Origin of the sequence: Chryseobacterium sp. PCH239 (genome assembly GCF_018924625.1) — a bacterium.
Lineage (GTDB): Bacteria > Bacteroidota > Bacteroidia > Flavobacteriales > Weeksellaceae > Chryseobacterium > Chryseobacterium cucumeris.
Map to the genome: position 1 here is coordinate 427,841 of NZ_CP073027.1, position 15,726 is coordinate 443,566.

Consider the following 15,726-nt stretch of genomic DNA (forward strand, 5'->3'; position numbering starts at 1 on the left):
TAATATTTAAATGCTTTAATCTTTTAATTTCTCAATACTCTTACATTGTCACATTTTATCTAAAATAGTATATTTGTACCAACTATAAAGAAACAAAAAAACAATGCTTGTAATAGGAATTGCCGGTGGTACAGGATCCGGCAAAACTACAGTTGTTGATAAGATACTTCAGCAGCTTGATATTGAGGGAATGAATATCCTCTCTCAGGATAATTATTATCACGACAACCAGGGTCTTACATTAACGGAAAGAGAAGCTCTAAACTATGACCATCCGAAATCTATAGACTTTGACTTACTGATAAAACATGTAAAAGCTTTAAAAAATAATGAGTCTATTGAACAGCCGATTTATAGCTTTGTTACCCATTCCCGAACAGGAGATCATGTCACTGTAGAACCTAAAAACGTATTGGTAGTAGAAGGAATTCTTGTTTTAACCAACAAAGAATTGCTGAAAGAATTTGATCTGAAAGTATTTGTTCATGCAGATTCTGACGAAAGGCTTATCAGGAGGATCAGAAGAGATACTCAGGAAAGAGGAAGAGATCTGAGCGAAGTATTGCACCGTTATCAGACCACATTGAAACCAATGCACCAGGAATTTATTGAGCCGTCTAAAAATGATGCGGATCTTATTATCCCTAATATGAAACAGAATTCCGTAGCGATTGATTTTTTAACTACCGTTATTAAAAATTCGTTGAAAAAACATTAAAAAATGGAAGAAAACAACCTTATCAAAGACATTCAGCCGAAATCTGAAACATTCAAACTTATCCAGAAATATGTTTTGAATAAGTATACCATTACGATCTGTCTGTTTTTGGTATGGATGATTTTTTTCGATAAAACCTCATTTCTTGTTATTAATGAACTGAATGGTGAGATTCATAAATATGAAGATCAGCTGGATTATTACAAAAAAGAATACGAGAAAAACGATGCTTTTTATAAAAAACTGATGAATAACAAGTCAGAAAAAGAAAAGTATGCGAGAGAAAATTATTTTATGAAAAAACCGAATGAAGAGATCTTTATTCTGGTAGTAGACAGCACAAAAGTAGCTAAAAAGTAATAAAAGTTGAATAGAATGACGTTAATGATGAAAAGAATTTTTAAAATTAAAATTCACTTGAGAAGCAGAATTCACCATTGACCATTCACAAATAAAAAACTAATGTCAAATACAGATATACTTTCAAACTGGGAAAATCTAGTTAAAAAACAGCTTAAAACAGAGGATATTTACCTTGTTCTAGAGAAACAAAATCTGGAAGGAATAGAGGTGAAGCCTTTTTACACAGAGGTTCAGAAACCTCTGGTCAACCTGCCAAGAGTTGAAGAAAGCACCCATTTGGTAGCGAGATATCATGAAAGTCTGGAAGAAGAAGTATTTGCATTTATTTTAGATCAGAATGTAGAAAACCTTGATCAGAAAACTCTTTTTGTAAATAATAAAGATCTTGCAGGGCATATCAGCCCTAAAGAAGAAGATCAGTATTTTTCGCTGATTGATGTCTTTAATGAAAAAGAAGGAACTATTGATGATCAGCTGGTAAAAGAATTGCTGGCCAAAGAATTTAAAAGAAATATTTGTGTAGATATTTCCCTCCATCAGAATGCAGGGGCTGCTATCTATCAACAGCTTGGAATTGCCCTTGCAAAAGCTAAGGAATTGATGGAAGCTTATGGTGCTGAAGTTTTAAGTAAACTAATTTTCAGAATAGCCGTAGGAGGTAGTTATTTCTTTGAAATGGCCAAACTGAGAGCTTTTAAAATCGTTTTTAACCAGCTTTCAAAAGAATACGGACTGGACGAAGTTCCTTACATCTTTGCCGAGACTTCGCTGCGAAATAAAGCAGTTGCTGACAACGAAAATAACCTTATCCGTTCTACACTAGAGCTTGCTTCTGCAATGATTGGCGGGGCAGATGCTGTTTTCTCTAACAATTATCTTGTTGACAGAAGTACAGATAACTCGGAAGAGATCTCATTCAAACAACAGATTGTTCTGGCTTACGAAAGTATTATCAACGTATTTGAAGATGCTTCCAACGGAAGTTATTATGTGGAAGATATTACCCAGCAGTTTGCTGAAAAAGCATGGGATTTATTTGTTGAGATTGAAGAAGCTGGAGGATATCTTGAATTGTTGAAACAGGGAGTTATTCAGAAAAAAATCTATGATCACGCGATTCAAGAACAGCAATGGATTGAAGAAGGGAAAATAAAGCTGATCGGAGTGAATTTGTACCCTAAATTAGACGTTAAAAAGTCTATTGGAGATCTTTACAATGAAAAAGAAATAAAAGCCGTTCGTTGGGCTGAAATGTTTGAGTAATGAAAGAAAAACTGATAGATTTATTTGAATACACCTATCATTTCAATATTGAGATGATTAAAGTAATCTCTGAAAACAGAGGACTTGTAGATGATAAAACAATCAATCTCATTAATCATACTCTTAATGCACAACAGATCTGGAATGCCCGGATATTGGGGGAGAAAACCTTTGAAGTATGGCAGATCAATCCCTTTGAATCTTTGGTAGAAACCAATCACAAGAACTTTCTTAAAAGCATTGATATTATTAACAATTTTGATGTGGACACAAAGATAGAATATCAGAATTCAAGAGGAGCAAAGTTTGAAAATACCATTTTTGAAATGCTTTTTCATGCAGTAAATCATTCTACCTATCATAGAGGGCAAATCAATTCTTTGCTTAATCAGAAAGGTATAACACCGGTATTGACTGACTATATTTTTTATAAAAGATAATTTTAAGATAGTAATACTTTGACTCCGCTTAGTATGACACGGTTAATTATACTGTCTTAATCTCTCAATAGTAAATTAGGCATTTAGCATTAGCATTGTCATGCTGAGCGGAGTCGAAGCATTTTAAACACATGAATATAAGAAGTGGCAGAATCTGTGGGAAATAAACTGTTAAACAAAGACGTTCAAAACTATATCAATGCAAATCTAAAAACAGATCTGCACTCATTATTACTAAAAAAATCCCCTTTTCCTGAGGTTTCCATGCATGAAATTGTACAACAGATCAAAGGAAAACAGGTGGCAGAGAGAAAATTTCCGTTTCTCTTAAAAGAGGGTATTCTCTTCCCACCACAGCTTAATCTTGAACAGTCTTCATCAGAAAAAACAGCGCTTTATAAATCAGGATTTCTAAAAGGAAATAAATTCATTGACCTTACAAGCGGTTTTGGGATTGATGCCTTTTATCTGTCTCAAAATTTTGAGAATGTCACTTTAATAGAGCAGAATACAGAGCTTTTAGAGATTGTTGAAAATAACTGGGGCATTTTACATCGTAAGGCGAAATTTATCAATCTTAAGCTTGAAGATTTTCTGAATGAGAATCAGGAACACTTTGATGTCATTTATCTTGACCCAGCCAGAAGGGATGAGCAAAAAAACAAAGTTTTTCTTTTAGAAGATCTGTCTCCTGATATTCTTGAAATTCAGGAAAAGTTATGTTCAATATCCGATCTTGTGGTGATAAAGCTTTCCCCGTTGATTGATCTTAAATACCTTGTTTCAGTATTACCGGATATTTCAAGAATGGATATTATTGCTCTGAAAAATGACGTGAAAGAGGTTGTCGTATTTCTTTCCAACGAAAATAGGGATAAGACCATCTGTAATTGTGTGAACCTTGAAAGCAATGAATCTGCCTTTAGCTTTACATTTGGGGAAGAAGAAACTGCGCAATCCGAATATTCTGAACCAGAAAGATACATTTACATCCCCAATCACTCCATTCTGAAGGCTGGGGTCTTTAATCTGATCTCTCAGAAATTCGGGTTAAAAAAGCTTCATCCCAACAGCCATCTTTACACTTCCAGCGAAAGAATTGAAAACTTCCCCGGAAGAATTTTAGAAATGGAATCTGTTGATTCTAAAAGCATTAAAAAGAAAGAACAGTTCAATATTATTACAAAAAATTACCCTCTAAAACCTGAAGAAATCAAAAAGAAATATGGTTTAAAAGACGGAGGGGACCGGTATCTTATTTTTACCCAATCCAAAAAAGGGAAAATAATATTAAAATCAGTATAAAAATGTTGCCGAAAAAAGCAGGATTTCTTACTTTTGGGCAATCAAAAATTGAAGCATGAAATCGTTTGCTGTTTGGAGATCAAATAAGTTAAAATAGTGCGGTTTCATTTTACCTTTTAAAAAAAATAATTTTACATATGAAAAAATTAGTTATATGTTTAGCGATTGCAACGGTAGCGGTAAGCTGTAAGAAAGTTCCACAAGGAGGAAACAGAGGTACTTTGAAACTTGAAGAAGGAGTAGAAAGATATTCTGACGACCCTCAGGGAGAAGCTCACGGACATGAAGCCGGAGCTGCAGAACATAAAGAAGAGGCTCATGCAACACCAGAAGCAGTTGCTCCAAAAGCTGACAGTACTGCGGCTGCAAAACCTGCTGAAGCTGATAAAGCGCCAAAAGCTGAACACTAATTAGAAGTACAAAATATATAAGTGCCCTGTTTCTGCAGGGCATTTTTTTATTAAAAAAGAGGACTATAAGGTTCATTAACACGAGGTTGGGAAAATCCTTTCTTTTTGTTTGTTCCTGCCGGGCATTTTTTTTAATTTTAACAAAATAAATTTTTACAATGCAAGAGACATTAAATTACATTAACGAAAACAAACAGCGTTTCGTGGATGAATTATTTGAGTTATTGAGAATTCCTTCTATTTCTGCAGATCCGGCGTATAAAGATGACGTTTTGAAATGTGCAGATGTAGTGGCAGCACACCTTAAAAATGCAGGCGCTGATAATGTGGAAGTTTGCAACACAAAAGGATATCCAATTGTTTTCGGGGAAAAGATTTTAGATAAAAATTTACCTACAGTTTTGGTATACGGACACTATGATGTTCAGCCGGCAGATCCATTGGAATTATGGACAAAGCCACCTTTTGAGCCTTATATTGAAAAAACTGAATTACACCCTGAAGGAGCTATCTTCGCAAGAGGTTCTGCTGATGATAAAGGACAGTTCTTCATGCATTTGAAAGCCTTTGAAGCGATGATGAAGACCAATGCTCTTCCTTGCAATGTTAAATTTATCTTAGAAGGAGAAGAAGAAGTAGGATCAGTAAGCTTAGGCGACTGGGTCAATGATAATAAAGAGAAATTAGCTTGTGACTGTATCTTAATTTCCGATACTCACATTTATAGTAACGAACAGCCGACTGTAACAACAGGTTTAAGAGGTTTAAGCTACGTAGAAGTAGAAGTGGAAGGCCCGAACAGAGACTTACACTCAGGCCTTTACGGCGGAGCAGTTCCGAACCCTATCCACGTTCTTTCAAGAATGATCGCGAATCTGATTGATGAAAACGGGCATATCACCATTGACGGATTCTACGACAATGTTGAAACTGTTTCAGATGCGGAAAGAGCTGAAATGAACAAATTGAAAGACAATCCGGAAGAATTCAAAAAATCAATCGGATTGGGTAATATCGAAGGGGAAAAAGGATATACAACTTTAGAAAGAACATCTATTCGTCCTACTTTAGACTGCAACGGAATCTGGGGCGGCTATACAGGAGAAGGAGCAAAAACAGTAATTCCTTCAAAAGCTTTTGCTAAAATTTCAATGCGTTTGGTACCTTATCAGACACCACAGGAAATTACGGAGAAGTTTACAAAATATTTTGAAAAGATTGCTCCGGATACAGTAAAAGTTAAAGTTACTCCTCACCACGGAGGTATGCCTTACGTTTTACCAACAGATACCAAAGAATTTGCGGCAGCAAAACAGGCGATGGAATCAGCATTCGGAAAAGAAGTTCTTCCTTACAGAGGAGGAGGAAGTATTCCGATTACAGCAATGTTTGAGCAGGTTTTAGGAGCTAAGTCTGTATTGATGGGCTTTGGGTTGGATTCTGATGCGATTCATTCTCCAAACGAACATTACGGACTGTTCAATTTCTATAAAGGGATTGAAAGTATTCCGTTGTTCTTTGAGAATTATTCAAAATAATTAATCGAAAACACGATATGATAAGGTATTTCTGCAAAGAAATACCTTATTTTTTTGCTCTTTTATCAATTGTTAGCGAAGTATTTTCAAGGTTTTGAAAATTAAATTCACTGAAAATAAATGGGTTAATTTTTTATTTGCAATAAGTTATTTCACTATTCATTGAAAGTTTATATTTTTAATACAAAACTTGATTTGCTATGAAAAAATACTACTCAATTGCATTTTTGCTATCATCATTCTGTGTTTTCGCCCAACAAGCCATATCCTTTGAACCTATTGAGGGGTTCAACGTTGGAGATGTCAATGGACAGGCAGGCTGGATCAGTACTCCCACAGGAGGTGTACCGGAAAATGTTACCCATCAAACTATCAGTTTAGATAAAGCAAGTGATGGAAGCCGTTCTCTGAGAATTGTTAAAGAAAATACGTATGGAACGCAGGCTGAGCCAATCATCGGAGGTTTTTATAATCTGTCCGTTCCCCTTGCTTACAATAATTTTTCTGTATCATTTGATATCAATATGTCACAACTCAACGGTTCTGATTTTGGTTTTCAGGCTGTAAACAGTATTGATGACCAGTTTGTCGTAAGGGTAGATTTTGGAAAAACCGGGTCAGTAAAGATCCTGGATATGTTATCTGGTATACAGAACCTTATTGTTGCACCTTCCATCTGGCTGTCAAATACCTGGTATCGGTTAAAAGTAGTGGGAAGCGCTACGGATGTCCGGTATTATCTTAATGATTTGCTGATCTATACGGGTGTAGCAGCAAGTTCATTGAATATAAACCAGCTTCGCTTTGTTCATAATAATTCTTTGGGGTCAGCTTATATTGATCATATTAAAATTAATAGCGAGCTGGGAACAATGGGTGTTCAGGATTCCAATGCAAATATTAAAAAAATATCTCTTTATCCTAATCCTGCAACGGATTTCATCCATATTAATGCTGCTGCCAAAGTAAAAAGTATAGAACTCTACGACGAAACTGGTAAGCTAATAAAGACTGAAATAAACCATAATAAAATAGAGGTAAAAGGCTTACCCAAAGGAATATATATGGTTAATATAAAAACTGAAGAAAGAAATTTTACTGAAAAAGTGATCATCAGATAAATTATTTCATACCTCTGAAAACATGTGCTCTTTTTAGCGTTTTAGTGTATTTATGGATGATTTTTCGGAATTATTGTTTGTTCTTGGATTTAATATCTTTATTATTTTTAGTTAAAAATATTATGTTAATTTTATAATATACGTAAAATATTCATATATTTTGCTTTTTAGATTTAAAACGTATATATTTGCTTGAAACTAAAAAAATATCATGAAGAAACTTTACATTTTCGCAATTTCGTTGATCTCGATATCATCTTTTGCTCAACAAACTATTTCTTTTGAAGCCAGTGAGGGATATACTGCAGGAAACATTAACGGGCAGCAGGGCTGGGTTACTACTAATAATGGAGCTACACCGCCAGTATATCTGACAAGTCAATTGGTATCCGCTGAAATGGCAAGCCAGGGGTCAAACAGTTTTAAAATAACAACAGACGCAGCTTACGGACCACAGCAGAGTCCTGTAATGGGTGGTTTCTATACCTTCACTACACCATTAACATACAATAGCTTTACCCAATCATTTGATGTGAGACTTACCCAAAAAAGTACATCAAGTTCAGATTTCGTTTTTAGAACAGTAAATACCGTAGGAACAGGAGGAATTGTTACTTATATTGATTTTTCTTATGATGGAAGCATTCTGATTGCAACAGCGGGTTCAAATAATTTAGTCGATACCAATCAAACCTGGAATGCCAATACATGGTACAGGGTAAAAATAGTTTCTACGGCTACAGGAATCCAATATTACCTGAATGATGCTCTAATTTATACAGGACAACCATTCAGTAATAACAATATTAACAGAATGGATTTTGTACATGATAATTATGGAGGTTCTGCCTATATCGATAATATCAAAATTAATAATGAAGCAGCCTTGTCTACAAAAGACGCCGTTAAAAATGACGTAAAACTGTCTATTTATCCAAACCCGGCTACGGATGTTATAAAAATCACAACGCCTAACAAAATCAAACATGTTGAAGCATATGATATGTCTGGAAAGAGAGTGGATGTAACATTGAACGGAGATCAGGTAAATGTTAGAAATCTGTCTGCCGGAGCTTATTTGCTGAATATAGAAACAGAAGGAAGAAACTTCACAGAGAAGTTCATCAAAAAATAATTACTGATAAATCTTAGGATCAGCAAAACGCTCCAATTGGAGCGTTTTTGTTATTTTAGAGAATTAAAATTTCAATCATATGTCAGATCATAAAACAGCTTATATAACAGGAGGAACCAAAGGAATAGGTTTCGGGATTGCAAAAATTTTACTGGAAAATGGCATTTCTGTGGCATTTTCAGGAAGAAAAAGAGAAGATGTAATGAGGGCAGAAGAAGAACTTAAGCAATATTCAGAAAATGTTTTGGGGATTGTTTCTGATGTAAGAAGTCTGGAGAGCGAACAGGAAGCTGTAAAATATACCGTTGAAAAGTTCGGTAGACTGGATTATATTATTGCCAATGCAGGATTGGGTATTTTTAAGCCCGTAGATGAACTAACGGCAGAGGAGTGGAATGATATGATAGAAACGAATCTTACAGGTGTTTTTTATACCTTAAAAGCCTCTGTGGAAGAACTTAAAAAGACAGAAGGGTACTATATTACCATTTCCAGTCTTGCCGGAGCGAATTTCTTTGAAAATGGTACAGGATACAACGCTTCAAAATTTGGAGTGGTAGGTTTCACACAGGCTGCAATGATCGATTTAAGAAAATACAATATTAAATCTACGGTGATCATGCCTGGGTCTGTGGCCACTCATTTTAACGGAAATATTCCGTCTGAAAAGGACAGTTGGAAGATCCAGCCCGAAGATATGGGGAATCTTATATTGGATATTTTAAAGATGAATCCAAGAGTTTTGCCAAGTAAAATAGAGTTTAGGGCAACGAAACCAGCTAAGTAACTACATCTAATGTATTGAATAATAATTTAATAAGTATTATGCATGCATAATATATTTTTTATTTATATTAGCAAAAATTAATTCAAACAAAATCTCTGCATAAACTGTCATGATTTTATGCGCCAAAAGGGAAAAAATAAAATAGTACACATGAAAATATTAGTTTGTATTAGTAGTGTTCCGGATACTACTTCCAAAATTAACTTTACAGCAGACAAATCTGCTTTCGACAAAAACGGAATTCAGTGGGTAATTAATCCTCTAGACGAATTTGCGTTGACAAAAGCGGTTAAACTTCAGGAATCTCAGGGAGCAACAGTAACAGTAATCAACGTAGGTGATGCTGCTACAGAACCTGTAATCAGAAAAGCTTTGGCAATTGGTGCTAACGATGCAGTAAGAGTAAATCTTGATCCAAAAGACAGCTATTCTACAGCAAAAGAAATTGCAGCTGTAGCTCAAAACGGAGGATATGATCTTATCCTTTGCGGAAAAGAATCTATCGATTATAACGGAGGTTCGGTTCCTGGAATGGTAGCTCAGTTATTAAACCAACCTTTCGTAAACGCTTCAGTAGGATTAGACGTTAACGGAAGCGAAGCTACTGCAGTAAGAGAAATTGAAGGAGGAAAAGAAACTATTTCTGTAAAATTACCGGCAATTATTGCAGGTCAGAAAGGATTAGTAGATGAGAAAGATCTTATCATCCCGAATATGAGAGGAATTATGTCTGCAAGAACAAAACCTTTGCAGGTAGTAGAACCTTCTTCTTCAGAAGTAAAAGTTCAGGGAGTATCTTATGACAGCGTTCCGCCAAGAGCTGCTGTGAAAATGGTTTCTCCGGATAACCTTGATGAATTGGTAAGATTACTTCACGAAGAAGCTAAAGTAATCTAATCTTTAAATTTTTCAATCTTTAAATTTTAAATGTAAAACAATGGCAGTATTCGTATACGCAGAAAATATAAACGGAGTTTACAAAAAAGCAGCTTTTGAAGCAGTTTCTTATGCTAAAGCTATCGCTGATAAAGCAGGAGATACCGTTACGGCAATCTCTGTAAACCCAACAGATTCTTCAGATTTATTGTACAAATATGGAGCATCAAACGTAATCAATATCAAAGACGAAGGTCTTAAAAATTTCTCAGCAAAAGCTTTTGCACAGGCTGTAAGTGAAGTAGCAGACGGAAATATTATCGTTTTCCCTCACACTACTGACGCTTCTTCCATTGCTCCTATGCTTGCGGTAATGAAGAACTATTCTTTAATTACCAATGCATTGGAAGCTCCTGAAAGCCTTTCTCCTTTCCAGGTAAAAAGAAGAGCATTCTCAGGAAAAGGTTTCATGCATGCAAAAGCAGAAGGGAACGGAGTAATCGTTACTGTTTCTCAAAACGCTTTCGGTGTTAAAGAAAACGCAGTATCAGGTTCAGAAGAAGTGAAAAACTTATCGGTAGCTAATGAAGATACTAAGGTGATCTCTCACGAGCAGAGCTCAGGTAAATTAGACCTTAAAGAAGCTGAAATTGTTGTTTCTGCAGGTAGAGGGATGAAAGGACCTGAAAACTGGGGAATGATCGAAGATTTGGCAAACGTTTTAGGAGCAGCTACAGCATGTTCTAAACCAGTTTCTGATATCGGATGGAGACCTCACACAGAACACGTAGGACAAACAGGTAAAGCAATTTCTCCGAATCTTTACATTGCTGTAGGGATTTCAGGAGCGATTCAGCACCTTGCAGGGGTTAACTCTTCAAAAACTATCGTAGTAATTAACAGTGATCCTGAAGCACCGTTCTTCAAGTCTGCTGACTACGGAGTAGTAGGAGATGCTTTCCAGATTATTCCTGCACTAACAGAGAAAATTAAAGCAATTAAAGGATAAGAAAGTGAATTGTGAATAGTCAATTCTCGCTTTGCTCGTCGATTTTTAATTAAATAAATCACTTGCGAAACAAAATTCACTATTGACGTTTGACAATCATCAACTATACAGATAAAAGCTCGGCTTTCCGGGCTTTTATTTTTGCGTAAAAAAGTGAAAACACAATAAAAAATTAATCTATATTTGTAGCTATGGATTATAAGCAGCTAATTATTCGCGGAATATCGTACAGCCAGACCCAGTCGGGGGCTTATGCATTGTTATTGGAACATGAAGAAACACACATAAAATTACCTGTTGTTATAGGAAATTTCGAAGCCCAGTCTATCTCTCTCGGATTGGAAAAAGATATTCATCCACCGCGTCCTCTTACTCATGATTTATTTACAAAATTTATAGTTTCTGCCAATTATGAGTTAATTTCTGTCATCATCTATCAGATTGTAGACGGAGTTTTCTTTTCAAATATTAACTTTAAAAATAAAGTAACAGAAGAAGAACTGATTCTTGATGCGAGAACTTCTGATGCCGTTGCAATGGCTGTAAGATTTGATGCACCTATATTTACAACGCAGCAGGTTTTAAACGAAGCAGGAATTCTACTGGAACTGGAAGACGTTTCAAAAGAAGAACAATCATTCTCAGAAACTGTACAGACAGAAGATAACTTAAAATCTCTTTCTATGGAAGAGCTTCAGAAACTATTGGATGAAGCCGTTAAAGAAGAAGACTATGATACCGCTCTTGAAATCCAGGAAGAAATCAAGAGGAGGAAAAAGAAAATTGATTAAAGAGATACTTTTTATATAAACTATGAATTTAAAATTACGACTGACCATCCTCAGTTTTCTCCAATTTTTTGTTTGGGGAGCGTGGCTGATTACGATGGCAAACTTCTGGTTTGGCACAAAACATTGGGATGGAACTCAGTTTGGAGCTGTGTTCGGAACAATGGGAATTGCTTCTATCTTTATGCCAACCATTACTGGAATTATCGCTGACCGTTGGGTAAATGCGGAGCGTATATTTTCAGTATTACACATTCTTTATGGGGTTATTCTTTTTATACTGCCTCATTCTGCAGATCCGAATTCCTTCTTTTCGGTAATGCTTGTAGCCATGTGTTTCTACATGCCTACCATCGCATTGGCCAATTCAATTTCTTATACAATCCTGAAAAATAACAATCTGGATGTAGTGAAAGACTTTCCACCGATTCGTGTATGGGGAACTATTGGTTTTATTGTTGCCATGTGGATCACCAACCTTAGTGGAAATAAAGCAACAGAAGGTCAGTTTTATATCGGAGGTGTTGTAGCCATTTTTTTAGGGATTTATGCCCTTACACTTCCAAAATGTCCACCTCAAAAACTGATTGACAAAAATTCGCCGTTATCCGAGCAATTAGGCTTAAATGCATTTAAGCTTTTTGGAAACTATAAAATGGCATTATTCTTTATGTTTTCAATGCTTTTGGGAGCTGCTCTTCAGCTTACCAATGCCTATGGTGACGTATTTTTAAGTGAATTTGCTAATTTCCCTAAATATGCAGACTCATTCGTAGTACAGAGATCTACCATTATCATGTCAATTTCTCAGGTTTCAGAAACACTGTTTATTTTGGCAATTCCTTTCTTCCTGAAGAAATTTGGAATTAAAAAAGTAATGCTGATGTCTATGCTGGCCTGGGTGTTAAGATTCGGATTCTTTGCTTATGGTGTTCCGGACGGATTTGGACTTTCATTAATCATTCTTTCATGTATTGTGTACGGAATGGCTTTCGATTTCTTTAATATCTCAGGATCCCTTTTCGTGGAAACAACTACTGATAAAAAGATACGTTCTTCGGCTCAGGGATTATTTATGATGATGACCAACGGTTTTGGAGCGGTTTTCGGAAGTTATGCCGCAGGATGGGCTATTGATAAGTTCTTTACCCACAAGTTTTCTACGGCTTCAGATCTTTCTGCTTACCTGCAGACAACCCCTGATAATCCTACTTTCCTGAACATTTTAAAGAAAAGCTTCAATGCAGCTGTCAATTCAGATGGAACCCTTTCCTCTGTGGTGATGGTAAAAGACTGGCAGCAGATATGGCTTTCTTTTGCAATTTATGCATTAATACTGGCGGTTTTCTTTGCCGTACTGTTTAAACATAAACATAACCCGGAAGATGTTTCATCAATGAAACACTAATTGAAACTTATATTTATGAAGATATTAAATTGCATTTTTGAAAAAAAATGCAATTTTTTTATTTTCAGATATCCTTTTATGCTATAAAGCTTTGCAGAAGAAAAATATGGAGTTCTATCGTGATATAAACTGCAAGTGGTTATTTTTAATTTGATAATAAATTTTGTTTTTATTTGTAAAATAGTTAAAAATACTGAATCTTTTTTGTAGCTAACAAGTGTTCGGGTACGGAATTTCTATTTTTAAAACACACTCTTTAAAAGTGTGTTTTTTTTTGTATTTTGGCACTTTAGTAAATATGAAAAATATTCAGTTATTAGGATTACTATTAGTAATTATAGGTAGTTTTCTACCCTTGGTACATGTGCCTGTAATAGGGAACTGGAACTATTGGAAGCTTGATCATTATCTGGCTATAGCATGCTGGATTTTTTCTGCTTGTGCCGTTTTTGGAATTGTAAATAACAGTTCCAAAATCGTAAGGTTTTTTGGTATTCTGCTTATTCTTTTATTCGGATTTACCCTGGTTGCTGTAAAAATGCAGTCGCTGCAATATTTTAGTTTTTTACCATTCAAATCCTGGCAGGAAACTTTTGCCGGAATTGTTAAACTGAAATGGGGTTGGGCTGTAGAATTTTTAGGCGCTTTTCTGATGGTTTTTGCAGGAGGAAATAAAAAAGTTAACAACAGAACACAAATATAAACATGAACTTCTTAACACTTTTTTCAGCAGGAATTTTGTTGACAGCAGCTACACAGATTCAAGCTCAGGCAACGGGACAGAAAAAACCGGATAATCCGCCTAAATGTACAAATATAAAAGAAGGAACGTTTGTAAGGCCCAATTACCCGGAAGCAATATGGTATATGACCATTAAAGATAATGTTCAAACCGAATATTTCAATAATGGAAAAGACTTTATCAAATCGACATTGGTTTTTGTGGATGACTGCAATTATAAAGCAATCGTATTGGAGAAATCCGATAAAAATGACCCCGCACAGATAGGAGATGTCTTCAATAATAAAATAGTAGCTACTCAGGATAATATTCTGAAAGTGAATACCAAAATTGAAGGAACTCAATTTGATATAGTATACGTAAAAGTAAAATAAATTCTAACTATAAAAACGGAATCTTTGTTCCGTTTCAGCTAAATAAAAATTATATACATGAAAGAAGTATTCATTGTTTCCGCAGTAAGAACGCCTATGGGGAGTTTTATGGGAAGCTTATCAACAGTTCCGGCTACAAAACTGGGAGCAACTGCTGTAAAAGGAGCATTAGATAAAATCGGTTTAGATCCTAATCAAGTTCAGGAAATCTATATGGGAAATGTTCTTCAGGCAGGGGAAGGCCAGGCGCCGGCTCGTCAGGTTGCTTTAGGAGCAGGTCTTTCAATCAATACACCTTCTACTACAGTCAATAAAGTTTGTGCTTCAGGAATGAAGGCTGTAACAATGGCAGCTCAGGCTATTAAAGCTGGTGATGCAGAAGTAATTGTTGCAGGAGGTATGGAAAACATGTCTTTAGTTCCTCATTATTACAATGCAAGAGTGGCTACAAAATTAGGCGATATCAAAATGCTTGACGGAATGGTACTTGACGGACTTACAGACGTGTACAACAAAGTACATATGGGAGTATGCGCAGAAAAATGTGCTACAGACTATAATATTACAAGAGAAGATCAGGATAACTTCGCTGTAGAATCTTACAAAAGGTCAGCAAAAGCATGGAGCGAAGGTAAATTCAACGAAGAAATTGTACCGGTTTCTATTCCTCAGAGAAAAGGAGAGCCAGTAATCTTTGCGGAAGATGAAGAATACAAAGCAGTAAACTTCGATAGAATTTCAACACTTCCTACGGTATTCAAAAAAGAAGAAGGAACTGTAACAGCAGCAAACGCATCTACTCTGAACGATGGTGCTTCTGCGTTGGTCCTTGTTTCCAAAGAAAAAATGGAAGAACTTGGATTGAAGCCTCTAGCAAAAATCGTTTCTTATGCTGATGCAGCACAGGAGCCTGAAAACTTTACAACAGCTCCGGCAAAAGCTCTACCTATTGCTCTTAAAAAAGCAGGATTAGAAGTTTCAGATATCGATTTCTTCGAATTCAACGAAGCTTTCTCAGTAGTAGGATTAGCTAACAACAAAATCTTAGGATTAGATGCTGCTAAAGTAAACGTAAACGGAGGTGCTGTAGCATTAGGACACCCACTGGGAAGTTCAGGTTCAAGAATCATTGTTACATTGATCAACGTATTGAAGCAAAATAATGCGAAATACGGAGCTGCAGCTATCTGTAATGGTGGTGGCGGTGCTTCTGCAATTGTGATTGAAAACTTATAATTGAGACATACAATTTAAAATATACAAATCGGGGTACAAAGACCCCGATTTTTTGTTGCAGAATAGAATGATATTGTCTTCAATCATACATTCAGATTGATCATATGAACCGTCTGGTCTTTACGGACACAGACGAAAGCATTGATTAATACCTTATCACCTTTAAAAAGTATAAAATAAGATTAAAACTTTGCTGAATTATTTCAATACCCT

General features: G+C 35.6%; 17 protein-coding genes. All 17 read left to right on the plus strand.

All coding sequences use genetic code 11. The annotated features are described in order from the left end of the window. Positions 1-103 precede the first annotated feature (103 nt). The 17 genes from udk to KBP46_RS02180 all read left to right on the plus strand — a co-directional run bounded on the left by udk (position 104) and on the right by KBP46_RS02180 (position 15,513). Entirely contained in the window at positions 104-718 is a 615-nt protein-coding gene (gene udk / locus KBP46_RS02100; protein WP_034697618.1) for a uridine kinase, read from the plus strand. A 3-nt stretch (positions 719-721) separates the two neighbouring features. After that, the gene (locus tag KBP46_RS02105; protein WP_034697620.1) at positions 722-1,078 is read left to right on the plus strand and encodes a septum formation initiator family protein; all 357 of its coding nucleotides are present in this window, start codon (positions 722-724) and stop codon (positions 1,076-1,078) included. A 102-nt stretch (positions 1,079-1,180) separates the two neighbouring features. Further along, on the plus strand, positions 1,181-2,344 hold the full coding sequence (locus KBP46_RS02110) for a methylmalonyl-CoA mutase family protein (protein ID WP_216444506.1): 1,164 nt from the start codon (positions 1,181-1,183) through the stop codon (positions 2,342-2,344). Next, positions 2,344-2,784 carry a DinB family protein gene (locus KBP46_RS02115; RefSeq protein WP_123279853.1) on the plus strand — a complete coding sequence of 147 codons (441 nt, stop codon included), beginning with the start codon at positions 2,344-2,346 and terminating at the stop codon, positions 2,782-2,784. The genes KBP46_RS02110 and KBP46_RS02115 overlap by 1 nt, the downstream gene beginning before the upstream one ends. Before the next feature lie 144 nt (positions 2,785-2,928). Continuing rightward, positions 2,929-4,089: a class I SAM-dependent methyltransferase gene (locus tag KBP46_RS02120; RefSeq protein ID WP_253297161.1), complete on the plus strand. Its 1,161-nt coding sequence runs from the start codon at positions 2,929-2,931 to the stop codon at positions 4,087-4,089. A gap of 137 nt (positions 4,090-4,226) precedes the next feature. Further along, a complete protein-coding gene (locus KBP46_RS02125) occupies positions 4,227-4,499 on the plus strand; it encodes a hypothetical protein (RefSeq protein ID WP_123279852.1) in 273 nt (90 codons plus the stop codon). A gap of 158 nt (positions 4,500-4,657) precedes the next feature. Continuing rightward, positions 4,658-6,037: a dipeptidase gene (locus KBP46_RS02130; protein WP_123279851.1), complete on the plus strand. Its 1,380-nt coding sequence runs from the start codon at positions 4,658-4,660 to the stop codon at positions 6,035-6,037. A gap of 200 nt (positions 6,038-6,237) precedes the next feature. Continuing rightward, positions 6,238-7,158, plus strand: coding sequence for a T9SS type A sorting domain-containing protein (locus KBP46_RS02135; RefSeq protein WP_216444507.1), 921 nt, complete (start codon positions 6,238-6,240; stop codon positions 7,156-7,158). Between the two features lie 211 nt (positions 7,159-7,369). Continuing rightward, positions 7,370-8,293, plus strand: coding sequence for a T9SS type A sorting domain-containing protein (locus KBP46_RS02140; RefSeq protein ID WP_062674989.1), 924 nt, complete (start codon positions 7,370-7,372; stop codon positions 8,291-8,293). A gap of 79 nt (positions 8,294-8,372) precedes the next feature. Next, positions 8,373-9,080, plus strand: a complete 708-nt coding sequence (locus KBP46_RS02145) for an SDR family oxidoreductase (RefSeq protein ID WP_062674986.1) — start codon at positions 8,373-8,375, stop codon at positions 9,078-9,080. Between the two features lie 150 nt (positions 9,081-9,230). Beyond that, positions 9,231-9,977 carry an electron transfer flavoprotein subunit beta/FixA family protein gene (locus KBP46_RS02150; protein WP_034697635.1) on the plus strand — a complete coding sequence of 249 codons (747 nt, stop codon included), beginning with the start codon at positions 9,231-9,233 and terminating at the stop codon, positions 9,975-9,977. A 40-nt stretch (positions 9,978-10,017) separates the two neighbouring features. Next, on the plus strand, positions 10,018-10,965 hold the full coding sequence (locus tag KBP46_RS02155) for an electron transfer flavoprotein subunit alpha/FixB family protein (RefSeq protein ID WP_062674983.1): 948 nt from the start codon (positions 10,018-10,020) through the stop codon (positions 10,963-10,965). Positions 10,966-11,156: 191 nt separating this feature from the next. Continuing rightward, the gene (locus tag KBP46_RS02160; protein WP_062674981.1) at positions 11,157-11,756 is read left to right on the plus strand and encodes a bifunctional nuclease family protein; all 600 of its coding nucleotides are present in this window, start codon (positions 11,157-11,159) and stop codon (positions 11,754-11,756) included. A 22-nt stretch (positions 11,757-11,778) separates the two neighbouring features. After that, a complete protein-coding gene (locus KBP46_RS02165) occupies positions 11,779-13,161 on the plus strand; it encodes a nucleoside permease (protein WP_216444508.1) in 1,383 nt (460 codons plus the stop codon). A 298-nt stretch (positions 13,162-13,459) separates the two neighbouring features. Further along, positions 13,460-13,864, plus strand: coding sequence for a hypothetical protein (locus KBP46_RS02170; protein ID WP_062674976.1), 405 nt, complete (start codon positions 13,460-13,462; stop codon positions 13,862-13,864). Positions 13,865-13,866: 2 nt separating this feature from the next. Further along, a complete protein-coding gene (locus KBP46_RS02175) occupies positions 13,867-14,277 on the plus strand; it encodes a hypothetical protein (protein WP_062674975.1) in 411 nt (136 codons plus the stop codon). Positions 14,278-14,334: 57 nt separating this feature from the next. Beyond that, positions 14,335-15,513, plus strand: a complete 1,179-nt coding sequence (locus KBP46_RS02180; protein ID WP_120231353.1) for an acetyl-CoA C-acyltransferase — start codon at positions 14,335-14,337, stop codon at positions 15,511-15,513. Positions 15,514-15,726 lie beyond the last annotated feature (213 nt).

Bases quoted from the DNA above. Each gene is read 5' to 3' on its own strand.
- udk (WP_034697618.1), top strand. From the start codon at position 104: ATGCTTGTAATAGGAATTGCCGGTGGTACAGGATCCGGCAAAACTACA.
- KBP46_RS02105 (WP_034697620.1), top strand. From the start codon at position 722: ATGGAAGAAAACAACCTTATCAAAGACATTCAGCCGAAATCTGAAACA.
- KBP46_RS02110 (WP_216444506.1), top strand. From the start codon at position 1,181: ATGTCAAATACAGATATACTTTCAAACTGGGAAAATCTAGTTAAAAAA.
- KBP46_RS02115 (WP_123279853.1), top strand. From the start codon at position 2,344: ATGAAAGAAAAACTGATAGATTTATTTGAATACACCTATCATTTCAAT.
- KBP46_RS02125 (WP_123279852.1), top strand. From the start codon at position 4,227: ATGAAAAAATTAGTTATATGTTTAGCGATTGCAACGGTAGCGGTAAGC.
- KBP46_RS02130 (WP_123279851.1), top strand. From the start codon at position 4,658: ATGCAAGAGACATTAAATTACATTAACGAAAACAAACAGCGTTTCGTG.
- KBP46_RS02135 (WP_216444507.1), top strand. From the start codon at position 6,238: ATGAAAAAATACTACTCAATTGCATTTTTGCTATCATCATTCTGTGTT.
- KBP46_RS02140 (WP_062674989.1), top strand. From the start codon at position 7,370: ATGAAGAAACTTTACATTTTCGCAATTTCGTTGATCTCGATATCATCT.
- KBP46_RS02145 (WP_062674986.1), top strand. From the start codon at position 8,373: ATGTCAGATCATAAAACAGCTTATATAACAGGAGGAACCAAAGGAATA.
- KBP46_RS02150 (WP_034697635.1), top strand. From the start codon at position 9,231: ATGAAAATATTAGTTTGTATTAGTAGTGTTCCGGATACTACTTCCAAA.
- KBP46_RS02155 (WP_062674983.1), top strand. From the start codon at position 10,018: ATGGCAGTATTCGTATACGCAGAAAATATAAACGGAGTTTACAAAAAA.
- KBP46_RS02160 (WP_062674981.1), top strand. From the start codon at position 11,157: ATGGATTATAAGCAGCTAATTATTCGCGGAATATCGTACAGCCAGACC.
- KBP46_RS02165 (WP_216444508.1), top strand. From the start codon at position 11,779: ATGAATTTAAAATTACGACTGACCATCCTCAGTTTTCTCCAATTTTTT.
- KBP46_RS02170 (WP_062674976.1), top strand. From the start codon at position 13,460: ATGAAAAATATTCAGTTATTAGGATTACTATTAGTAATTATAGGTAGT.
- KBP46_RS02175 (WP_062674975.1), top strand. From the start codon at position 13,867: ATGAACTTCTTAACACTTTTTTCAGCAGGAATTTTGTTGACAGCAGCT.
- KBP46_RS02180 (WP_120231353.1), top strand. From the start codon at position 14,335: ATGAAAGAAGTATTCATTGTTTCCGCAGTAAGAACGCCTATGGGGAGT.